At 44.1% G+C, this 20120-nt stretch carries 19 protein-coding genes; 17 read left to right on the top strand and 2 right to left on the bottom strand.

The annotated features are described in order from the left end of the window. Nucleotides 1-50: 50 nt before the first annotated feature. The 14 genes from LOZ80_RS13130 (at nucleotide 51) to LOZ80_RS13065 (ending at nucleotide 14412) form a co-directional block, all read left to right on the top strand. Nucleotides 51-1301: a competence/damage-inducible protein A gene (locus tag LOZ80_RS13130; RefSeq protein ID WP_238171853.1), complete on the top strand. Its 1251-nt coding sequence runs from the start codon at nucleotides 51-53 to the stop codon at nucleotides 1299-1301. Between the two features lie 175 nt (nucleotides 1302-1476). Further along, entirely contained in the window at nucleotides 1477-2520 is a 1044-nt protein-coding gene (recA, locus tag LOZ80_RS13125; protein WP_283214760.1) for a recombinase RecA, read from the top strand. Between the two features lie 73 nt (nucleotides 2521-2593). After that, nucleotides 2594-3283, top strand: coding sequence for a regulatory protein RecX (locus tag LOZ80_RS13120; protein WP_238171852.1), 690 nt, complete (start codon nucleotides 2594-2596; stop codon nucleotides 3281-3283). Nucleotides 3284-3661: 378 nt separating this feature from the next. Beyond that, nucleotides 3662-5203: a ribonuclease Y gene (rny, locus tag LOZ80_RS13115; RefSeq protein WP_189013011.1), complete on the top strand. Its 1542-nt coding sequence runs from the start codon at nucleotides 3662-3664 to the stop codon at nucleotides 5201-5203. 112 nt (nucleotides 5204-5315) lie between these two features. After that, complete coding sequence (locus LOZ80_RS13110) at nucleotides 5316-6110, top strand: TIGR00282 family metallophosphoesterase (protein WP_238171851.1); 795 nt, start codon at nucleotides 5316-5318, stop codon at nucleotides 6108-6110. A 115-nt stretch (nucleotides 6111-6225) separates the two neighbouring features. Further along, nucleotides 6226-6486, top strand: coding sequence for a stage V sporulation protein S (locus LOZ80_RS13105; protein WP_028558349.1), 261 nt, complete (start codon nucleotides 6226-6228; stop codon nucleotides 6484-6486). A 131-nt stretch (nucleotides 6487-6617) separates the two neighbouring features. Continuing rightward, nucleotides 6618-7565, top strand: coding sequence for a dipeptidase (locus LOZ80_RS13100; RefSeq protein ID WP_238171850.1), 948 nt, complete (start codon nucleotides 6618-6620; stop codon nucleotides 7563-7565). Nucleotides 7566-7771: 206 nt separating this feature from the next. Further along, entirely contained in the window at nucleotides 7772-9520 is a 1749-nt protein-coding gene (locus tag LOZ80_RS13095) for a 2-oxoacid:acceptor oxidoreductase subunit alpha (RefSeq protein ID WP_238171849.1), read from the top strand. Continuing rightward, nucleotides 9508-10374: a 2-oxoacid:ferredoxin oxidoreductase subunit beta gene (locus LOZ80_RS13090; protein WP_189013019.1), complete on the top strand. Its 867-nt coding sequence runs from the start codon at nucleotides 9508-9510 to the stop codon at nucleotides 10372-10374. Before LOZ80_RS13095 ends, LOZ80_RS13090 begins: the two co-directional genes overlap by 13 nt. A gap of 98 nt (nucleotides 10375-10472) precedes the next feature. Next, the gene (gene pduL, locus LOZ80_RS13085; RefSeq protein ID WP_238171848.1) at nucleotides 10473-11042 is read left to right on the top strand and encodes a phosphate propanoyltransferase; all 570 of its coding nucleotides are present in this window, start codon (nucleotides 10473-10475) and stop codon (nucleotides 11040-11042) included. A gap of 136 nt (nucleotides 11043-11178) precedes the next feature. Beyond that, complete coding sequence (gene miaB / locus LOZ80_RS13080) at nucleotides 11179-12660, top strand: tRNA (N6-isopentenyl adenosine(37)-C2)-methylthiotransferase MiaB (protein ID WP_238171847.1); 1482 nt, start codon at nucleotides 11179-11181, stop codon at nucleotides 12658-12660. Between the two features lie 31 nt (nucleotides 12661-12691). Further along, a complete protein-coding gene (locus tag LOZ80_RS13075) occupies nucleotides 12692-13156 on the top strand; it encodes a YlbF/YmcA family competence regulator (protein WP_238171846.1) in 465 nt (154 codons plus the stop codon). 42 nt (nucleotides 13157-13198) lie between these two features. Beyond that, nucleotides 13199-13933, top strand: a complete 735-nt coding sequence (locus tag LOZ80_RS13070; RefSeq protein WP_238171845.1) for a phosphonate ABC transporter ATP-binding protein — start codon at nucleotides 13199-13201, stop codon at nucleotides 13931-13933. Beyond that, nucleotides 13930-14412, top strand: a complete 483-nt coding sequence (locus LOZ80_RS13065; RefSeq protein ID WP_238171844.1) for a low molecular weight protein-tyrosine-phosphatase — start codon at nucleotides 13930-13932, stop codon at nucleotides 14410-14412. Before LOZ80_RS13070 ends, LOZ80_RS13065 begins: the two co-directional genes overlap by 4 nt. A 62-nt stretch (nucleotides 14413-14474) precedes the next feature. On the opposite strand, the gene LOZ80_RS13060 is transcribed toward LOZ80_RS13065, so the two are convergent. After that, nucleotides 14475-14873 (bottom strand): hypothetical protein, encoded by a 399-nt coding sequence (locus LOZ80_RS13060; RefSeq protein ID WP_238171843.1) that lies wholly within the window; start codon nucleotides 14871-14873, stop codon nucleotides 14475-14477. A gap of 91 nt (nucleotides 14874-14964) precedes the next feature. Further along, nucleotides 14965-16212 carry an ATP-binding protein gene (locus LOZ80_RS13055; RefSeq protein ID WP_238171842.1) on the bottom strand — a complete coding sequence of 416 codons (1248 nt, stop codon included), beginning with the start codon at nucleotides 16210-16212 and terminating at the stop codon, nucleotides 14965-14967. 215 nt (nucleotides 16213-16427) lie between these two features. Here LOZ80_RS13055 and LOZ80_RS13050 point away from each other — a divergent pair, with 215 nt between their 5' ends. The 3 genes from LOZ80_RS13050 (at nucleotide 16428) to LOZ80_RS13040 (ending at nucleotide 20065) form a co-directional block, all read left to right on the top strand. Beyond that, nucleotides 16428-16604 carry a hypothetical protein gene (locus tag LOZ80_RS13050; RefSeq protein ID WP_238171841.1) on the top strand — a complete coding sequence of 59 codons (177 nt, stop codon included), beginning with the start codon at nucleotides 16428-16430 and terminating at the stop codon, nucleotides 16602-16604. 112 nt (nucleotides 16605-16716) lie between these two features. Then, nucleotides 16717-17727: a 2-oxoacid:acceptor oxidoreductase family protein gene (locus LOZ80_RS13045; RefSeq protein ID WP_238171840.1), complete on the top strand. Its 1011-nt coding sequence runs from the start codon at nucleotides 16717-16719 to the stop codon at nucleotides 17725-17727. Nucleotides 17728-17761: 34 nt separating this feature from the next. Next, nucleotides 17762-20065, top strand: a complete 2304-nt coding sequence (locus LOZ80_RS13040) for a thiamine pyrophosphate-dependent enzyme (protein WP_238171839.1) — start codon at nucleotides 17762-17764, stop codon at nucleotides 20063-20065. The last annotated feature ends 55 nt before the right edge of the window (nucleotides 20066-20120 follow it).

Here is a 20120-nt window from a genome sequence, read left to right as displayed (position 1 = left end):
TCATTGAACAGCCGCAATAGAGGTTTTCTTATTTAAAGGAGGAGTTTGAGATGAAAGCTGAAATTGTCGCTATTGGAACAGAACTATTGCTTGGTCAAATCGTGAACACGAATGCACAATTCCTATCACGTGAATGCGCTGCGATCGGTGTCGACGTGTATTTCCAAACCGTTGTCGGTGATAATGAACAGAGATTGCTTGAAACCTTCAAATTAGCGGCTTCCAGAGCGGACGTCGTCATTTGTACGGGCGGGCTTGGCCCAACCCAGGATGACTTGACCAAAGACGTGCTGGCTGGGTTCGCAGGCCGTGAATTGATCATCCATGAACCATCGATGACAGCAATAACCGATATGTTCCAAACCCGCGGCATTCATATGGTGGACAGCAATCGAAGACAAGCATTGATGTTGGCGGACAGTGATCCTTTGCATAACGAAACGGGGCTAGCCGTTGGAATCGCTTTTACATACGAAGGGACCCATTTTATTCTATTGCCAGGTCCTCCCAAGGAAATGAAGCCTATGTTCTCAAAACATGCAGTTCCCTGGCTACAGACTAAGATGACTGACGAAGTACCCCTGTATTCCAAGATGCTTAAATTTGCCGGCATCGGCGAATCCAATCTGGAACATCAATTGCTTGATTTGATTGCAGCCCAAACCGATCCAACCATTGCTCCTTACGCCAAAGAGGGCGAGGTGACAATTCGTATTACGACACGCGCACAATCCGCTGATGAAGGCGAGAAAAAGCTGCAATCCACGGAACAAGCGATTAGAAGTCGATTGTCTGAACATCTCTATGCGGAACAAGACGTCCCTATTGAAGCCGTCGTTGTGCAATTGTTGGCGGCTAAGAAACTAACACTTGCCGTTGCGGAAAGCTGTACAGGCGGTTTGTTGAGTGATCTGATAACTTCAATTCCAGGCAGCTCGCAGCCATTTCTTGGAGGCGTAATCTGTTATACTAATGCGCTCAAACATCAGCTTCTTTCCGTTCCGATGGAAGTTCTTGAAGGCGAGGGAGCTCCCGGTGCGGTAAGCAGTGAAACAGCTGTTCTGCTAGCTGAACATATAAGCGGGAAGACCGGAAGTGACTTTGGCATCTCGGTTACCGGCGTAGCGGGTCCAAGTCCTTCAGAAGGCAAGCCGGTGGGGCTGGTATATATTGGATTCGCGCAAAAAAATAAGCCAACCCAAGTGATTGAGCTGCAGCTTTCAGGCAATCGGGAATCAATCAAACATAGAGCAGCCAAAAGTGCGCTCTATCAATTATGGAAACAGTTGAAAGATCAATAATGTTCGCTTATAATAAGAGTAAGTGTTAACGGAAGGACCGTAACAAAGCGATAACTTTGTTGCGGTTTTTTGTTTGTTCGCTAAAAAGTCGAATGTATGTTCGAAAAAATGCTTGGCAAACACTCTAAAACAGGTTATCATATACCTATAATGATAGAAGAAGGAAGTGATTGTTTTGACAGATCGTCGCGCAGCACTTGATAATGCACTACGTCAAATTGAAAAACAGTTCGGTAAAGGCTCCATCATGAAACTTGGAGAGTCTACGCATATGCAAGTTGAAACGATTTCAACTGGAGCGCTTGCGCTTGATATTGCACTAGGTATAGGTGGATTCCCACGCGGAAGAATTATTGAAGTTTACGGTCCGGAATCTTCAGGTAAAACGACGGTAGCCCTTCACGCGATTGCAGAAGTACAGAGAGTTGGCGGACAAGCTGCCTTTATTGATGCTGAACATGCCTTGGATCCTTCTTACGCAAGTAAACTTGGTATTAACATAGATGAGCTTCTATTATCCCAACCAGACACGGGTGAGCAAGCTTTAGAGATCGCTGAAGCGCTTGTACGCAGTGGCGCAGTGGATATCATCGTCATCGACTCGGTTGCTGCGCTTGTTCCGAAAGCGGAAATTGAAGGCGAGATGGGCGATTCACACGTTGGTTTGCAGGCTCGTTTGATGTCTCAAGCTCTTCGTAAACTTTCAGGTGCAATTAACAAGTCCAAAGTTATTGCGATCTTCATCAACCAACTGCGTGAAAAAGTTGGCGTCATGTTTGGTAACCCAGAGACAACGCCTGGTGGTCGCGCATTGAAGTTTTACTCCTCTGTACGACTTGATGTTCGTCGTATTGAAACGATCAAACAAGGAAATGACATGGTCGGTAACCGTACAAGAATTAAGGTCGTTAAGAATAAAGTAGCGCCTCCATTCAAACAAGCGGAAGTTGATATTATGTATGGCGAGGGTATTTCCCGCGAAGGCAGTATTATTGATATCGGTACAGAGATGGATATCGTTAATAAGAGCGGAGCTTGGTACTCGTATGAAGGCGAGCGACTGGGTCAAGGTCGTGAGAATGCGAAGCAATTCTTGAAAGACAACAAAGCTATTTCCGAAACGATAGAGCTGAAAATTCGTGAAAACAGCAACTTAATCAAAGCTGTTGGTCTAAACGAAGATGAGGACGAAGATGAATTGGAAGTTGCTTTCGAATAACATTTAAATCATAGAGGAAAGCACCTTTAACCTTGGGTTAAGGTGCTTTTCATTTTAGGGGAGTTGGCTGGATATGAGCGATGAAGAGCACACATTGTCAATAATTACGCTGGTTGAGAAACAAAAAAAAGGCAGGCATCGCTATAATATTTTTATCAATGAGGAGTACGCATTCTCGGTTCATGAAGATATTTTGATCAAGCATCGATTAGTTAAGGGAGAAATTATTAATCAACAGGATGTTGAGAAAATTACGATAGATGAAGAACGTAATAGTGCCTACCTAAAAGCGATACGTATTATCGGGCGTCGCCCTCATTCGGCAATCGAAGTTAAACGCAAGCTGAAAGAAGCGGGGTACGAAGCTGCAGTCATCGATTGGGCATGTGAGAAGATGGCTGAACAGAATTATCTCAATGATGAAGAGTTTGCGAAAATGTGGACAGACAGTCGGATTATTACGCAACGCAAAGGTCGGAACTTGGTTCGTCAGGAACTTCAACAAAAAGGCATCGATAAGGAATTGGTAAAAAATGCAATGGAAACGATCAATCCTGATGATGAATTTGCGGGAGCTATGAAACTGGCTCAAACAAAATGGAAACAAACCTCAGGAAAAACGATGGATCGCAAAAGAAAAACAGGCGCCTTTTTGATGCGCCGGGGGTATACAGGATCTATTGTTACCAAGGTTTTGGCCCAAGTCAGCAGCGAACCTAACGACGAAGAGTTTGATTTCATCGATGATGCTTTCGATAGTTAATGTCGTTAATTAAAAAGATGTTTAGTTAATGTCATTAACCATAGTTTGGGACTCTTGTGAGTGAATCCATGACATTCGCTTGACAAGCTTCTTCGACAAAAGATAAAATAACAGTGTATATTTTCATAATTTGTTCAAAATCATACTTCTATCATTGATTTTGAGGGAACAGATGTAGAAACCGCCAATTTTTACACTGTTGATTATGGATTATTAGCACTATAGTGCCTCTAACGCACAGTGCGCATTCATTTAAAAGCCATACTCTTTTTCATCAATAGGGTATGTATGACTAGCCAAACAATTAAAAATCGGATTAAAAAACCGAACGGAATCCCAGGCTAACACCTTGGAGAAACCAACGAGGAGGTGAACAAGATGATGTCTTTCATCTGGGTCGCGATCATTCTCATTGTTGGAGCTGCATGCTTAGGGATTGGTTATTTTATCCGTAAATCTCTTGCAGAAGCGAAAATTTCCAGTGCTGAAACAGCCGCTGAACAGATTAGAGAATCTGCCAAGAAGGAAGCAGAAGCACTGAAAAAAGAAACGGTTCTGGAAGCAAAGGACGAAGTGCATAAGCTAAGGTCCGAAGCTGAAAAAGACATTCGTGAACGTCGGAATGAAATACAACGACAAGAAAGACGATTGTTGCAAAAAGAGGAATCGCTGGATAAAAAATTAGAATCTCTCGAGCGTAAAGAAGAGCAAGTTGCCAACAAAGAGAAGCGGATCGAGGATACACAAACACAAATTGATCAGCTGTATAAGAGCCAAGTTTCGGAGTTAGAGCGGATTTCCGGTCTTACAATGGAGGAAGCGAAAAGCATCATCCTCACCAACGTAGAACAGGAAGTACGTCACGAAACGGCACAGTTGATTAAAGAAATTGAACAACAAGCCAAAGAAGAAGGCGATAAGAAAGCTCGTGAGATCATCACGCTCGCTATTCAACGATGCGCGGCAGATCACGTTGCTGAGACGACGGTTTCCGTTGTTTCATTGCCTAATGAAGAAATGAAAGGCCGCATTATCGGTCGTGAAGGACGTAATATTCGTGCACTTGAAACATTAACGGGTATCGACCTCATCATTGATGATACGCCAGAAGCTGTTATTTTATCTGGATTTGATCCCATCCGACGCGAAATCGCTCGTACCTCTTTGGAGAAACTGGTTGCTGATGGACGTATTCATCCAGCGCGGATCGAAGAAATGGTTGAGAAATCCCGCAAGGAAGTGGACGAGCGTATCCGCGAATACGGAGAGCAAGCCACTTTCGAGGTTGGTGTACATGGTTTGCATCCTGATTTGATCAAAATTTTGGGACGTCTGAAATTTAGAACAAGTTACGGTCAGAACGTGTTGAAACATTCCATGGAAGTAGCTTATCTGGCTGGTCTGATGGCCGGGGAGCTCGGGGTAGACGTAACTTTGGCGAAACGTGCCGGGCTGCTTCATGACATCGGTAAGGCACTTGACCACGAGGTCGAAGGATCACACGTGGAAATCGGTGTTGAGATTGGCAAGAAGTACAAGGAGCATCCAGTCGTTATTAACAGTATTGCTTCACATCACGGTGACGTGGAAGCAACGTCTGTTATCGCAATGCTAGTTGGGGCTGCTGATGCTTTATCCGCAGCAAGACCGGGAGCACGCAGAGAGACTCTAGAAACGTACATTAAACGTCTGGAGAAACTTGAAGAAATTTCTGAATCCTTTGAGGGTGTAGAGAAGTCTTACGCCATTCAAGCGGGTCGTGAAGTGCGCGTTATGGTTCAACCTGAGAAAGTGGATGATACCGAAGCGTTCCGTCTAGCCCGTGATATTACCAAGAAAATCGAGGGTGAACTCGATTATCCAGGACATATTAAGGTTACGGTCATTCGTGAAACCAGAGCAGTGGAGTACGCTAAATAAGAAAAAATGTGAAAAGTGGCTGATATAGCCACTTTTCCTTATTTTTAAGGCAAATGCTTGAAATCATCATCGCGGGACTATGCAGGGTTTGAAAAGGAGCTATATAGAAGTTATGAAAATTGTGTTTATTGGAGATATCGTTGGATCCGTAGGTAGGAAAGCACTAAAGAACATTATGCCAAGATTAAAGCAAGCACATCCTCACGCTGTCTTTATTGCCAATGGGGAGAACGCGGCAGCTGGGAAGGGCATTACCTCAGCTATTGCCAAAGAAATCTATGAGATGGGCATTCAGGCCCTTACAATGGGCAATCATACATGGGATCAGAAAGAAATATTCGATTTTATCGATCGTGATGAGAAAATGATTAGACCTGCTAACTTTCCGCCGGGTACACCGGGGAGAGGACATACGGTCATTAAAGTGAAAGACCAAGAGCTATTAATTATCAATTTGCAAGGCCGGACGTTCTTGCCGCCGATCGATTGCCCGTTCCGCAAAGTGGATGAGATTCTTGAAGCTGATAAGAAAAAGCATAAATTCGTTTTCGTCGATTTTCACGCAGAAGCGACCTCGGAGAAAATTGCCATGGGTTGGCATTTGGACGGAAAGGCCTCAGCTGTCGTAGGGACGCATACGCATGTTCAAACGAATGATAATCGTGTTTTGCCGCAAGGAACTGCTTATGTAACTGATGTGGGGATGGTTGGACCACGCGATGGCATTCTAGGCGTAGAACGCAATGCGGTGCTGCAGAAATTTAAAACACAGTTGCCAGTGCGTTTCGTCACGGATGAAGGGAAATGGCATTTCCATGCTGTGGTGATTGAGCTCAACGATCAGACGGGATTAGCCAAAAGCATTAATCTCATACGTTATGATGAAGATCAAGTGTTTATGGATTAGCGCCACAGGTCAGAAAATTTCGAATTTTCAATTTTAGTGAACTGACATGTTTAGCCGGCCTGGGGAATATGATGGTTAATGGAATCTATCCATCATTCCCGAGGAGGTACTATTCATGGATGTATTGAAAGTTTCAGCAAAGTCCAATCCAAACTCCGTAGCAGGTGCATTGGCAGGTGTTTTGCGTGAGCGTGGAGCCGCTGAGCTCCAAGCTATTGGTGCAGGAGCCCTTAACCAAGCCATCAAAGCAGTAGCTATCGCAAGAGGATTTGTGGCGCCTAGTGGAGTTGACCTCATTTGTGTACCAGCCTTCACAGATATTGTGATTGACGGGGAAGATCGGACGGCCATTAAATTAATTGTTGAGCCGCGCTAGATTACGGCAATATACATACAGCACGACGCCTGTTTACTTTGTAGACAGGTTTTTTCTCATTTCTTGTGCGATAAGACCTCTATGATAGAGGTTTTTGTTTTGTTTGGATCTAAACAGAGGAGGCAGGTTGGATGAAAATCAAAATCATGGATGGTCATTGCGATGCGCTCACGAAACTGTATATGAATCCTAAGCTTCAATTCGGCATAGAAGAGCAGGAACTTGATGTCAGTTATCCAAGACTCAAACAGGCAGGAGTCAAGGTGCAATGCTTCGCCATCTATCTGTCGGATTCTATTCAACAACCTACCTTTGATCACATACTGCAAATGGTCGATGTGTTTCATCGGCAAATCGTTCAACATCCAGGCATGCATTTTATTCAGCGCGAGGCTGACTGGCGCATTGTTGAAGCGGGGGACCTGATTGGGGCTATTTTAACACTTGAAGGGGTAGATGCTCTCGCTGGGAATATGACGCATTTGCGAATCCTGCAGTACTTGGGAGTTAGAAGCATCGGCTTGACTTGGAACTATGCCAATTGGGCAGCAGACGGCGTCATGGAGCCTAGAAAAGGCGGATTCACAAGAAAAGGTAAACTGATGTTAAAAGAATTAGAAACTATGGGTATAATAGTAGATGTGTCACACTTGTCTACAGCGGCTTTCTGGGAACTGATTGAAATGTACAGCAAACCTTTTATCGCTTCCCATTCCAATGCTCAGAAAGTATGTCCCCATCCAAGAAATTTATCAGACGATCAAATTAAAGCTATCATTCAATGTAAGGGCAACATCGGAATCACGTTCGTACCTTACTTTGTAGATAGCGCTGTTATGACTGTCCCGATCGCAGCTTTGTTGAAACATATCGACTATGTTTGTGCCTTAGGAGGGGAGCGGCATATTGGGTTTGGTTCTGATTTTGATGGCATTGAACAGTGGATCAAAGGTTTACGACATGCCGGACAATACGGAAATATAATAGAGGCTTTATGTAAAAACTATAGGGAATCACAAGTTGAGGCTTTTTTGTATGGCAATTGGCGCAATTTCATGCTTCAGAACCTTCCGAAATGAATTTTCATAATCAATCTAATATTGATATGGATTCAATCTAAAAACTCTATCTTTTAGAATCGTTTGTACCCCTTGCAATTTGATCCATAAAGGCATAGAATTTGGTTGACAAGTGAAAGAAAATTTTTATTGAATCATCTTCATTTACTAAACAATTAGCTTATTAATGTCTTCATGCAGCTACAATCAAAAGGAGTGGACGTACGGTGATTAGTCAGTTATCTTGGAAAATCGGAGGTCAGCAGGGTGAAGGGGTCGAAAGTACAGACCGCATTTTCTCTACTGCATTGAACCGTCTCGGTTACTATTTGTATGGGTACCGTCATTTCTCTTCACGGATTAAGGGGGGACATACGAATAACAAGATTCGCATCAGCACTAAACCGATTCGCGCAATTTCAGACGATTTGGACATTTTGGTTGCTTTTGACCAAGAAAGTATTGATTTCAATGCTCACGAGCTTCGTGACAATGGGGTTATCGTAGCAGACGCTAAATTTAATCCTGTATTACCTGAAGGCATCAAAGCACGTCTGTTTCCAGTTCCGATTACTGCAATCGCAGAAGAACTAGGGACATCCCTATTTAAGAACATGGCCGCATCAGGTGCTTCTTGGGCACTGCTCGGTTTGCCGCTTGATGTGTTTAATAAAGCTGTTGAAGAAGAGTTTGGCCGTAAAGGCGCAGCTGTTGTTGAGAAGAACATCGAAGCTGTTCGTAAAGGTGCTGAATCCGTTCTGGAACTTGCAGGCGGTCCTATCCTTGATTTTCAATTGGAACCTGCCGACGGCGAACAAAAATTGTTTATGATCGGAAATGATGCAATCGCTCTTGGAGCGGTAGCAGCAGGTTGCCGCTTTATGCCGGCTTACCCAATTACACCAGCATCCGAAGTTATGGAGTACTTAATTAAAGCACTTCCTAAATTCGGTGGTACAGTGATCCAAACGGAGGACGAAATCGCAGCATGTACAATGGCAATTGGCGCTAACTACGCTGGTGCTCGTGCATTGACAGCTTCTGCCGGTCCTGGTCTGTCCTTGATGATGGAAGCAATTGGCCTTGCAGGTATGACAGAAACACCAGTTGTTATCGTAGATACTCAGCGCGGTGGTCCAAGTACAGGTCTTCCAACGAAACAGGAACAGTCCGACTTGAACGCAATGGTTTATGGAACTCACGGTGAGATTCCCAAAATCGTGTTGTCCCCAAGTACGATTGAAGAGTGCTTCTACGATACAATTGAAGCGTTCAACCTTGCTGAGAAATATCAAGTTCCAGTTATCTTGATGACAGATCTTCAGCTTTCCCTAGGTAAACAATCCGCAGAAATGCTGGATTACAACCGTATCGTGATTGACCGCGGAGCATTGGTAACTGAAGCTCCTGAGCAAGAAGCAAACCAATTGTTCAAGCGTTACGAGTTCACAGAAAACGGTGTATCACCACGTATCATTCCAGGCGTCAAAAATGGTATTCACCATGTTACTGGGGTTGAGCATGACCAAACGGGTCGTCCATCCGAGAGCACGGAGAACCGTCAACGCATGATGGATAAACGTCTTGAGAAGTTGAAACACATCCAAGTGACGGACGCTATCAAAGTGGATGCTACGCACGAAAACCCAGATCTTCTAATTATCGGTATGGGTTCAACGGGTGGAACCATTGACGAAGCTCGCCGCCGCGTTGAGTTGGAAGGCATCAAAACGAACCATGCAACAGTTCGCTTGATTCATCCGTTCCCAGCTGAGCAATTGCGTCCATACATTGAAAAAGCCAAAACGGTTATCGTTGTTGAAAACAATGCAACTGGCCAATTAGCTGATCAAATTAAACTGCATGTAGGTCATGCGGATAAAATTAAAAATGTGCTTAAATACAACGGAAATCCGTTCTTACCAGCAGAAATTGAACAAAAATGTAAGGAGTTGACTTTAGCATGGCAACATTAAAAGATTTTCGCAACAATGTTAAGCCAAACTGGTGTCCAGGATGCGGAGATTTCTCCGTACAAGCGGCTATTCAGCGTGCAGCTGCTAATGTTGGTTTAGAGCCTGAAGGTTTAGCAATTGTTTCCGGTATCGGTTGTTCCGGACGTATCTCCGGATACATCAATGCTTATGGTTTCCATACGATTCATGGTAGATCATTGCCAATCGCACAAGGTGTGAAAATGGCTAACCGTGATTTGACAGTTATCGCATCCGGCGGTGATGGTGACGGCTTCGCAATCGGTATGGGACATACTGTTCATGCGATTCGTCGTAACATCGATGTTACTTACATCGTAATGGATAACCAAATCTACGGTTTGACGAAAGGGCAAGCATCCCCACGTAGTGCGGAAGGCTTCAAAACGAAAAGCACACCACTAGGTACAATCGAGTCGGCGATTTCTCCGTTAGAAGTAGCTATGGCTGCAGGTGCAACTTTCGTTGCTCAATCTTTCTCCAGCAACTTGAAACAGTTAACAGCTGTTATCGAAGCTGGTTTGAACCACAAAGGTTTCTCCCTAATCAACGTATTCAGTCCGTGTGTAACTTTCAACAAAGTAAACACTTATGACTGGTTCAAAGAGAACATCGTAGATCTGGATGAAATTCCTGACTATGATTACACGAACCGCGTTATGGCAATGACCAAAATCATGGAAACAAACTCCATGTTGACTGGTATCATTTACCAAAACAAAGACAAAAAAAGCTACGAAGATTCCATTCCTACTTTTGCTAAAGAAGGACTTTCGAAACAAAATCTTCAGATTTCAGAAGCGGATTTCAACAAAATGCTTACTGAGTTTAAATAATACGTTTTCTAACTTGAGGGCATATGGAGAAACTCCGTATGCCCTTTTTGCTGAGCGGCAATACTGACAACTATATCAACGATAAAGGATGAACAACAATGAAGACTATTCCAGTAGGCGTATCAGCTCGACATATACATGTATCTCCAGATCACATCGAAACTTTATTTGGCGAAGGCTACGAACTCACGCATTTCAAGGATCTTTCCCAACCAGGACAATTCGCGGCAGAAGAGACGGTAACGATCGTCGGACCCAAAGGTAAATTTGAGAAAGTGCGGATTCTCGGTCCTGCCCGCCCCCATACGCAAATTGAAATTTCCCGGACGGATTCCTTTTCACTCGGCATCAAACCCCCAGTTAGGGAATCAGGATACATAGAAGATACACCTGGACTTCGCGTGATTGGTCCAAAAGGTGAGGTAGAGTTGGAGAGAGGGGTTATTGTTGCAGCTCGGCATATTCACTTCCATACCTCCGATGCAGACAAATGGGGTATTAAGGATAAACAAATGCTGCGTGTTAGAATGAATGGGGAGCGCCCATTAGTATTTGAGAATGTTATTGCACGAGTATCAGATCAATATGCCTTGGACATGCATATTGATACAGACGAGGGAAATGCAGCAGGTGTAAAGACAGGAGATCTAGCCGAGCTGCTTGATTAGTCCTCGGATACCACGTTTTCAGTCAGATGGTAATTTCCTTTTGTGCTAAGTAGGCTTGAGATGCTATAATTAAAGTTGCGTATTTATTTGTAAATAAAGCAAGTTTTCACAAGCAAAACTCTTAGGAGGAACGAAAGTGGCTAACCAAGTGAAATCCGATAAGGATTATTCCCAATATTTTCAGCCTCCTTCACTGACAGATGCTAAGAAGCGCGGAAAAGAAGAGATCGCCGTTCATTATGATTTCATGATTCCTGAGGAGATGCAGGAGTTCGGCAAAGATAAATATTATTTAATTCGCACTTACGGATGCCAGATGAATGAGCACGATACAGAAGTGATGAAGGGCCTGCTTGAGCAAATGGGCTATCAAACGACTGAGGATAAAAATCAAGCAGATGTGATCTTGTTGAACACATGCGCGATTCGGGAAAATGCAGAAGATAAGGTGTTCGGTGAACTAGGACACTTGAAGGCTTTGAAAGCTCAGAAACCAGGATTGGTGCTTGGTGTTTGCGGTTGCATGTCGCAAGAAGAAGCTGTTGTTAATCGGATTATGCAAAAGCATGCTTTTGTTGATTTGATCTTTGGTACGCACAATATTCATCGATTGCCTGCTTTGTTGAAGGATGCCTTCTTTAACAAAGAAATGGTTGTAGAGGTATGGTCCAAAGAAGGCGACATCGTGGAGAACTTACCTAAGAAGCGGGAAGGAATACGCGCTTGGGTCAATATTATGTACGGCTGTGATAAGTTCTGTACCTACTGTATTGTGCCGTATACACGCGGTAAAGAGAGAAGCCGCAGACCGCAGGACGTACTGGCTGAAGTTAGAGACTTGGCTCGCCAAGGGTTTCAAGAAATCACCTTACTTGGACAGAATGTCAATGCCTATGGCAAAGACTTTGAAGATATTACGTATTCTTTCGCTCAACTGATGGACGATATTCGCAAAATTGATGTTCCGCGCATTCGATTCACGACTTCGCATCCACGTGATTTCGACGATCAGCTGATCGAAGTTTTAGGAAAACGCGGGAATTTGGTCGAACATATTCATTTGCCAGTACAAGCTGGAAGTAGTGAAGTGCTTAAACGGATGAGCCGCAAGTACTCCAGAGATCATTACTTAACTCTTGCTCGCAAAATTAAAGAAACGCTGCCAGACGTTGTTCTGACAACAGATATTATCGTTGGTTTCCCAGGGGAAACAGACGAGCAGTTTGATGAAACCATGTCGCTGTATGAGGAAGTAGGTTTCGATTTCGCCTTTACGTTCATTTACTCCCCTCGGGAAGGAACACCTGCGGCTGGCATGGAAGACAATGTGCCGATGGAAGTTAAGAAACAACGGTTGTATCGCCTGAATGAGTTAGTGAACGCGCATAGTAAAGCGAGCAATGACAAGTTGCTGGGCCAAACCGTAGAAGTTCTCGTTGAAGGTGAAAGCAAGAACAACCCAGATGTCTTGGCAGGTCGGACACGGACGAATAAATTGATCCATTTCACGGGTTCAAGTGAACTCATTGGTCGCATGGTTGAGGTCAATGTGACACATGCGCAAACGTGGATTCTTAAAGGTGAGATTGTCAGCACACCTTTGAAAATGTCTATTTAATAGCAAGTTAAACGAACAGGAGTGTGCTCAGATGTCTCAATGTGACCATGATCATCATGATAATCAACCTCATGCTTTCAAAGTTGAGGAGTTTACAAATACAGAAATGATTGTACGCGAAGATATTTTGTCCAAAGCTAAGGAACTAGCGAATTTGTTAACAACTTCAAACGAAGTTCAGTTCTATCAAAAAGCGGAGAAACAAATCGCCACCAATCCTGATATTCAAGTATTGATTAGTGCTATTAAGAAGAAACAGAAAGAAATCGTTGCTTTCCAAACGTTCCAAAATGCAAAAATGGTTGAAAAGATTGAAACTGAGATTGAAGTTCTGCAAGATGAGTTGGATGGCATTCCAATCGTCAATGAATTCAAACAAACGCAAGATGATATCAATTATCTATTGCAACTGGTCATGTCCGTGATCCGGGATACCATTTCCGATAAGATCAATGTTGAAGCAGGTACAGAAGAACCGCCGACTTCTTGTGACTAAGAAAGTTTTGGTAGAATATGCCTACTCGAAGGAGACATGGTCATGCTTACAGTCCGTAATTTAAGTAAAGTATATCCACCAGATATTCAGGTCCTTTCACAGGTCAGCTTTCAAGTGGATGAAGGCGAATTTATTGCGGTCATCGGAAGCAGCGGGAGTGGGAAAACGACCTTACTGCGCTGTATAAGTCATCAAGAAAAGTGGACAAGCGGACAATTAATTTATAAATCCAATGATATTTCCAAGCCTGGGCCTCTAGAACGATTCAAATTAGGCAAAGATTTCGCTTATCTTGAGGAAAAGCCATCTTTAAACCGGAATAAGAGCGCGATCAAGAATGTCATGATGGGCAAGATCTACAAAGCTCCTTTGCGGATTCTGACAGGAATGACGTCGCGGGATGAACATGTAGTTGGCATGGATTACTTGGAGAAGGTCGGTCTGCTGGATAAAGGCGACAAGAAGGTGGGTCAATTAAGCGGAGGTGAGCAGCAGCGTGTTGCGATTGCCAAAGCACTGATTCTAGGGCCCAAGGTGCTGGTTGCTGATGAGCCTGTGTCCGGGTTGGATCCCAAATCCACGGAGTATATCATTCAGGATTTAAAATCCTTGTGCAAAGATCGCAATATGAGTGTAATTGCAACACTGCATCAGGTCGAGCTGGCAGAGCGATATGCCACACGCATTTGGGGGCTTGCTGAAGGAAGAATTGTGCTTGATATTCCTGCGAGATCTCTGACCCTTCGTGAGAAAATGCTCATATTTGGTGAAGTATGATACAGGTCTTATTCGTTTGTTTAGGAAATATATGTCGGTCGCCTATGGCTGAAGCTATTTTTCGTCACCAAGTGACGAAGGCGAAGCTTGATTCGAAGATTACGATAGACTCGGCTGGAACAGGTGATTGGCATATTGGTCATCCGCCGCATCAAGGGACGAGAGATATACTGGATCAATACCAGATTGATCATGAGGGTCTCAGAGCGAGGCAAGTCAAGCCCTCAGACTTTATTGCGTATACATATATCATTGCAATGGATGAGAGTAATGTACACAACCTGGCCTCATTTGCTCCTGAACGTGTAGAAGGCGAGCAGCGAGCTTCCATTCATAAATTGCTGGATTTCGCTCCTGATCGGGTCATCAAAGATGTGCCAGATCCTTATTATACGGGGAACTTTCAAGAAGTCTATGAAATGGTTGAAGAAAGTTGTGAACGTTTGCTTGTTTATTTGAAGGACAAAGAGAACTTATAAAAAAAGCAATGGTGAGAGAGTACTGATCTCTTTCACCGTTGCTTTTTTGCTGTTGAGGTAGATTAGACTATAGTAAGTCCATTCTGTTGCAGACATTCTGCTATCGTGTTCAGCATGGTGGGATGGATAGGAATAATGACATCGGTAGGTCCCAATTCGAATAATCCACTTCGGTTGTGAATCGTTGCAGCTTGAACATAAATGCGATAGTGCTCTGAACCGATAGCCATATGAACAGCTTCTTGATTACCAGAGCTTTTATTAATAAATGTGATTGATTTGAGCGCCGAACTATCATAAGGAACAATGCTCACGATGTGTTCCAATTTGAAATAATAGTTAATGTGGGGTTTGTGAAGTATCAACTCTTTCGTTGAGACGGTTAATCCGAGACCGCGCTTCTTGTGCGACATCTTCAAGTCGCCTTCCAGTGATTTAATCTGGATGAAATCTGAATTCATAGCAAAAACCCTCCTTCACTTGTGTTGATGATCGCTTGTCTTATCAGAATAACACAGATCAACAGACTTGTTAAAGGAAGGCTATAGGAGTTTATGATTGCTGAAAGAGAATCGAGCATTGAGTGCCTTTGTTCAAATGACTCGAGAAGGAGATCTTGCCATTCATCATTTTGATAATACTCATAACGACGACGAGTCCAAGACCTGTACCTTGCTCTTTGGTTGTGTAGAAGGGCATGCCTAACGAATTGAGCTGCATCTTGCTCATGCCAATGCCAGTGTCTGTAATGGATATTTGAACGGCATTCGTTGGCTTGCTGGTCGTCAGTGAAATTGTACCCCCGTCAGGCATAGATTCAATCGCATTTTTGATCAGATTCATCAGACATTGCCTTAACTTTTTGGATTCTCCCAGAATGAATAAGGGGGCTTCGTTCTCGTGTGCGATCTCAATAACGACATGATGATCAGTTGCAAAAGGTGTGATGAAGCGAAGAACGGCTGCAATTTCCTCTTTGATTTCTAATTGTTCTTGAAAGCCAGTCGAAGGTTTGGCATAGTTCAGGTAATCATTAATTATCGTATTTGCTTGGTCTACACCAGATAAAGCTAGATCGATATAACGTTTATGATCGTGAATGGATAGCTCTTTTTGGTCCAAAAGTTGAATGAAGCCGCGGGTAGATGTTAGTGGATTTCTGATCTCATGCGAAATGGTGGCAGCTAATTGTCCAACCATGCGATCTTTTTCAAGCGCCGTAAGCCGTTGTTTGTGGATTTCGTGTTTCTTCACATAAAAGAGTAAAAAAGTAATCAATGCTAAGGAAAGGAAAGTGAAAAACCAGACGTAAAGCACATAGGTAGAAATGTTTGATCGTATGTAAGATGACATTATCGCATAGAATACTTCGTACACAACCAATAAGCCAGCAGCGTAAACAAAATTTGTCTTGAGACTATGGGTGTTTACTTTATTGCGTGCATAGTAGCTGAAAATAAGCAATAATGTGCTGCTTGCTAAAGCAGGCTGCCAATAGTAATCGAGCACGATCAAACAGCCAATATTAAAACAGAACCATGTCATAAAGGAGGGGATGAAACCAACGAACAAGATGGCAGAAATTAAACAAATCGGGAAAAAATGAAGAGAGTAGATCAGTGGATCAATTTCTTCGTACCGCCAGTACAACATCATTAATGCCATTAAAATAAAGGCGAATAGAAACTTACGCTGTTGATCTTTGTAGATGAATATTGGTGCAAGAACTAAATGGATTAAGATCGCAGTAATGAGGTAGAAAAGGCTATGAAGTTCATAAGAAACGACTGAATGGAGCAAAGGAATTCCGTCCTTTCCAAAGATTACGACAGAATCTGTATTATTTCTACATTATCTCATAAAATTGGACCTTATCAATAGAAATGGTACATTTTGAATGCTAAAGATTTGATAAAGACTTATAGCGTTATGGCTGCATGCGGCTGTATAATGAATAAGAATTAGAGTGCAAACGTTTACAAATTCATTGGGTTTGAAAACGAGGAGAGATGAGGATGAAGGCGTGCTCACAGGTTTGCGGTGTTTTCTTTAATCCGCTTGACGAAGATTATGTAAACGTATGTGAGGATTGTGAAGACGCCATCAAAGAGGATCCAGCCAGTGAGGAGAGTAAGGGAACATCCAGTTATTATTTGGGCAGCTGTGGGCTTATTATTGATTATTTGCTTTGAGGACAAGGACAAAAAAAGGTTGATAACCAGAGATTTCTTGTTACAATGAAAGTAGATTTACTATTCATACTATTCATTCTTTATGCTGTTCATTTTCGAAAGGAGACCTTGCATGGTAACTTTACCTAAATTGAACGATCTCGGCTTTTTCGAGATTAGACTGGAATCCATTGGCGGACTCGGCGCAAATCTAGCGGGAAAGATGCTAGCTGAAGCAGGTGTTGTCGGAGTGGGTTTGAACGGGGTTAGCTTTTCTTCTTATGGTTCAGAGAAGAAAGGGTCAGCAGTGAAGGCACATATCAGGTTCTGTGACATGGATACGAGAATACGGGATACTTCGCCCGTAGAACGACCGCACGTTGTTGGTGTATTTCACGAATCGCTTTCCAAAACTGTAAACGTTATCAGTGGCATCTACGAAGATAGTACCGTATTAGTAAATTCAACGAAAACGCCAGATGAGCTCAAGGAAAAAATGAAGCTCCGTGGCGGTACCATTGCGGTTATTGATGCGATTGGTATTTCACTAGAGGAAAAGAATCGCGTTAACATGGCGATGCTTGGCGCGTTGTTCCGGTTATGTGATTTTCTTGATCCGGAGGTGATGCGAGGTGTTATCCGCAAGTCTTTGGAGAAGAAATATCCGCTTGCCGTAGCGCCTGCCTTGCGAACATTTGACCGGGGATACGATGAAGTCGTGTTCCAAACGTATGCGCTTCCAGCAGGGGAGACAATGCCTGATTTTGTACGTTTTGATACACCTGTTCTGGGGTATGAAACTCAGTCCATTGGCGGAGTGATTACGAATCCCGGCAATAGTGTTTTGAAGGATCTCAGTATTTCACGCGCGGGGATGATGCCCCATTTTCATGAAGATAAATGTATTCACTGTGCCTCTTGCGATAATGTGTGTCCGGACTTCTGCTTCGTATGGGATGAACTTCCTGACAAAAAAGGTCGTCCACAGATGTTCTTGCAAGGCATTGATTATCAATACTGCAAAGGCTGCCTTAAATGTGTACAGGCTTGTCCGACGGATGCGCTCGCTAGTGAGCGGGAAGAAGATGGATATGCCGATAGTCATCGAATGCCGCATCGTTTCAATCTAGCTATAAACTCTTAGAGAGTATTTATGGGAGAAGGGTGGAACTACTCGCATGTCCATTGATATCAAGAAGGAATTAGGGCAAGCCAAAGTGGAGCAGCGCATTGTCTACGAGTCAGGCAACGAGATGGCAGCCTATGCAGCTCATCAAATCAATTATCATATCATGGGGTATTTCCCTATTTCCCCATCTACAGAAGTCGCGCAATTCCTCGATCTCATGAAGTCCAATGGGCAGCATGATATCGTTCTCATCCCCGCAGACGGGGAACATGGTTCTGCAGGCATATGCTATGGTGCTTCAACCGCTGGCGGCCGCGTCTTCAACGCGACCAGTGCTAACGGCTATTTGTACATGCTGGAACAGATGCCGGTTCAATCCGGGACACGGTTTCCGATGGTTATGAATCTGGTCTGCCGCTCCGTATCTGGTCCGCTCAATATTCATGGCGATCACTCTGATTTGTATTATGCTTTGAATACAGGTTGGCCAATTGTTATGTGTCGTGACCCGCAGGCTGTCTATGATATGAATATCATCGCTTTGCGGCTAGCCGAAGATCCAGCCGTGCGTTTACCCGTATTGGTTGCCTCCGATGGCTATTTCACATCGCATCAGAAGCGAAGGGTACAAACGTTCGCGCATCGAGAAGATGTGCATGCCTTTATTGGCGAGCAGCCGCAAGGCTTTCCGGATACGTTAGATCGTAATAATCCGATTACGGTTGGACCTTACATGAATGAACCGGATTATATCAATAATTGTTATCAACAATCCATGGCTATGTACAATGCCGGTGAGGTTTACGATCGCATTCGGCAAGAATATGCCGATTTGACGGGCCGTGACTATCCGATTCTGGAGCTCTATCGGATGGAGGACGCGGAAGTCGCGGTGTTCCTGATGAATTCGGCATCCGAAATCATCAAGGACGTCGTCGACCAGCTCCGCGAGAAAGGCATTAAAGCCGGATCCATCGCGCCGAACATGATCCGTCCTTTCCCTGCCAAGCAGATCGCAGAAGCTTTGCAGCATGTGAAGGCGATCACGGTTGGCGATCGCGCAGATTCTTACGGCGGCCATGGCGGCAATATGGTCAATGAAATTAAGGCGGCCTTGTTCACGCATGGGAACAAGGACACGCTTGTCATAAGCCGAATCTACGGCTTAGGTGGCAAGGACTTTTATGCCGAGGATGGGCATAATCTGTTCCAGTTTGCCATTGACGCTGTACAAAGCGGCAAAGTGGATGTGCCTTTCGATTACTATGGGCACACGCCTGGTGATCCATCCAAAGCGCCTAAGCGGGTGCTGACACCGATGAAGTATGAGGACCTGAATACAGGCCTCATAACCGTAACACCGGATGAAGCTACAGGTAAGCTGAATGTAAGAATTCCGCCTCTGCGCGCGCTGACGAAGAAGCCCAAGCGAATTGCGCCAGGTCATGGCGCTTGTCCGGGCTGTGGCATTTTCTCTGGTTTAGAGCTGTTCTTCAAAGGCATTGAAGGCGATATTGTTTCGATATTCCATACGGGATGTGCCATGGTTGTAACGACTGGCTACCCGTATTCGGCTCATAAAGCTACGTATATTCATAATCTCTTCCAGAACGGCGCAGCAACGCTCTCAGGCGTTGTAGAGATGTTCTGGGAGCGTAAGCGTCGAGGTGAACTGGATCATCTTGGCTTGCAGGATGATTTCACGTTCGTCATGATTACCGGCGATGGCGGTATGGACATTGGGATGGGACCAGCCATAGGAGCTGCGCTGCGGAATCATAAAATGATCATTCTCGAGTACGATAACGAAGGCTATATGAATACGGGAGCCCAATTATCTTATTCGACGCCAATGGGTCACCGCACTTCAACTTCCAACGTAGGGAAACACCAAGGCGGTAAAGTATTTCATCATAAGGATACGGCGCAAATTATGGCAGCTACACATATTCCTTATGTCTTTACGGGATCAGAAGCATATCCGCAGGATCTGGTGAAAAAAGCTGCCAAGGCCCAGTGGTATGCGCAGCATGAGGGACTGGTCTATGGTAAAATCCTAATCGCCTGTCCGCTGAACTGGTTATCTGACGATCAGGAAGGCTCCAATATCGTTGGAGCGGCCGTTGATTCGTGTTTCTTTCCGCTGTATGAGGTGGAGCATGGCGTTACGACGATCACCTATAATCCGGAGGACAAGAGCAAGAAGATTCCGTTATCCGATTGGCTCAAGACGATGGGCAAAACGAAGCATATGACGAAGCCGGAGTACGAGGGTTCTTTGAAATCCTTCGAAACGGAAGTCGAGCGTCGTTGGAACCGGTTGAAAGCCAAGCATGAGAATGCTTATTTATAAGTTGACACTATAACAGGAAGGCACATTCACCCGAGTGGTGAACGTGCCTTTTTAT

Origin of the sequence: Paenibacillus sp. HWE-109, assembly GCF_022163125.1 — a bacterium.
GTDB lineage: Bacteria > Bacillota > Bacilli > Paenibacillales > NBRC-103111 > Paenibacillus_E.
Note: the sequence above shows the minus strand (reverse complement) of the source record. Positions and strands in the feature narration are given on the sequence as shown.

Bases quoted from the DNA above. Each gene is read 5' to 3' on its own strand.
- LOZ80_RS13130 (WP_238171853.1), top strand. From the start codon at position 51: ATGAAAGCTGAAATTGTCGCTATTGGAACAGAACTATTGCTTGGTCAA.
- LOZ80_RS13120 (WP_238171852.1), top strand. From the start codon at position 2,594: ATGAGCGATGAAGAGCACACATTGTCAATAATTACGCTGGTTGAGAAA.
- rny (WP_189013011.1), top strand. From the start codon at position 3,662: ATGATGTCTTTCATCTGGGTCGCGATCATTCTCATTGTTGGAGCTGCA.
- LOZ80_RS13110 (WP_238171851.1), top strand. From the start codon at position 5,316: ATGAAAATTGTGTTTATTGGAGATATCGTTGGATCCGTAGGTAGGAAA.
- LOZ80_RS13105 (WP_028558349.1), top strand. From the start codon at position 6,226: ATGGATGTATTGAAAGTTTCAGCAAAGTCCAATCCAAACTCCGTAGCA.
- LOZ80_RS13100 (WP_238171850.1), top strand. From the start codon at position 6,618: ATGAAAATCAAAATCATGGATGGTCATTGCGATGCGCTCACGAAACTG.
- LOZ80_RS13090 (WP_189013019.1), top strand. From the start codon at position 9,508: ATGGCAACATTAAAAGATTTTCGCAACAATGTTAAGCCAAACTGGTGT.
- pduL (WP_238171848.1), top strand. From the start codon at position 10,473: ATGAAGACTATTCCAGTAGGCGTATCAGCTCGACATATACATGTATCT.
- LOZ80_RS13075 (WP_238171846.1), top strand. From the start codon at position 12,692: ATGTCTCAATGTGACCATGATCATCATGATAATCAACCTCATGCTTTC.
- LOZ80_RS13070 (WP_238171845.1), top strand. From the start codon at position 13,199: ATGCTTACAGTCCGTAATTTAAGTAAAGTATATCCACCAGATATTCAG.
- LOZ80_RS13065 (WP_238171844.1), top strand. From the start codon at position 13,930: ATGATACAGGTCTTATTCGTTTGTTTAGGAAATATATGTCGGTCGCCT.
- LOZ80_RS13060 (WP_238171843.1), bottom strand. From the start codon at position 14,873: ATGAATTCAGATTTCATCCAGATTAAATCACTGGAAGGCGACTTGAAG.
- LOZ80_RS13050 (WP_238171841.1), top strand. From the start codon at position 16,428: ATGAAGGCGTGCTCACAGGTTTGCGGTGTTTTCTTTAATCCGCTTGAC.
- LOZ80_RS13045 (WP_238171840.1), top strand. From the start codon at position 16,717: ATGGTAACTTTACCTAAATTGAACGATCTCGGCTTTTTCGAGATTAGA.
- LOZ80_RS13040 (WP_238171839.1), top strand. From the start codon at position 17,762: ATGTCCATTGATATCAAGAAGGAATTAGGGCAAGCCAAAGTGGAGCAG.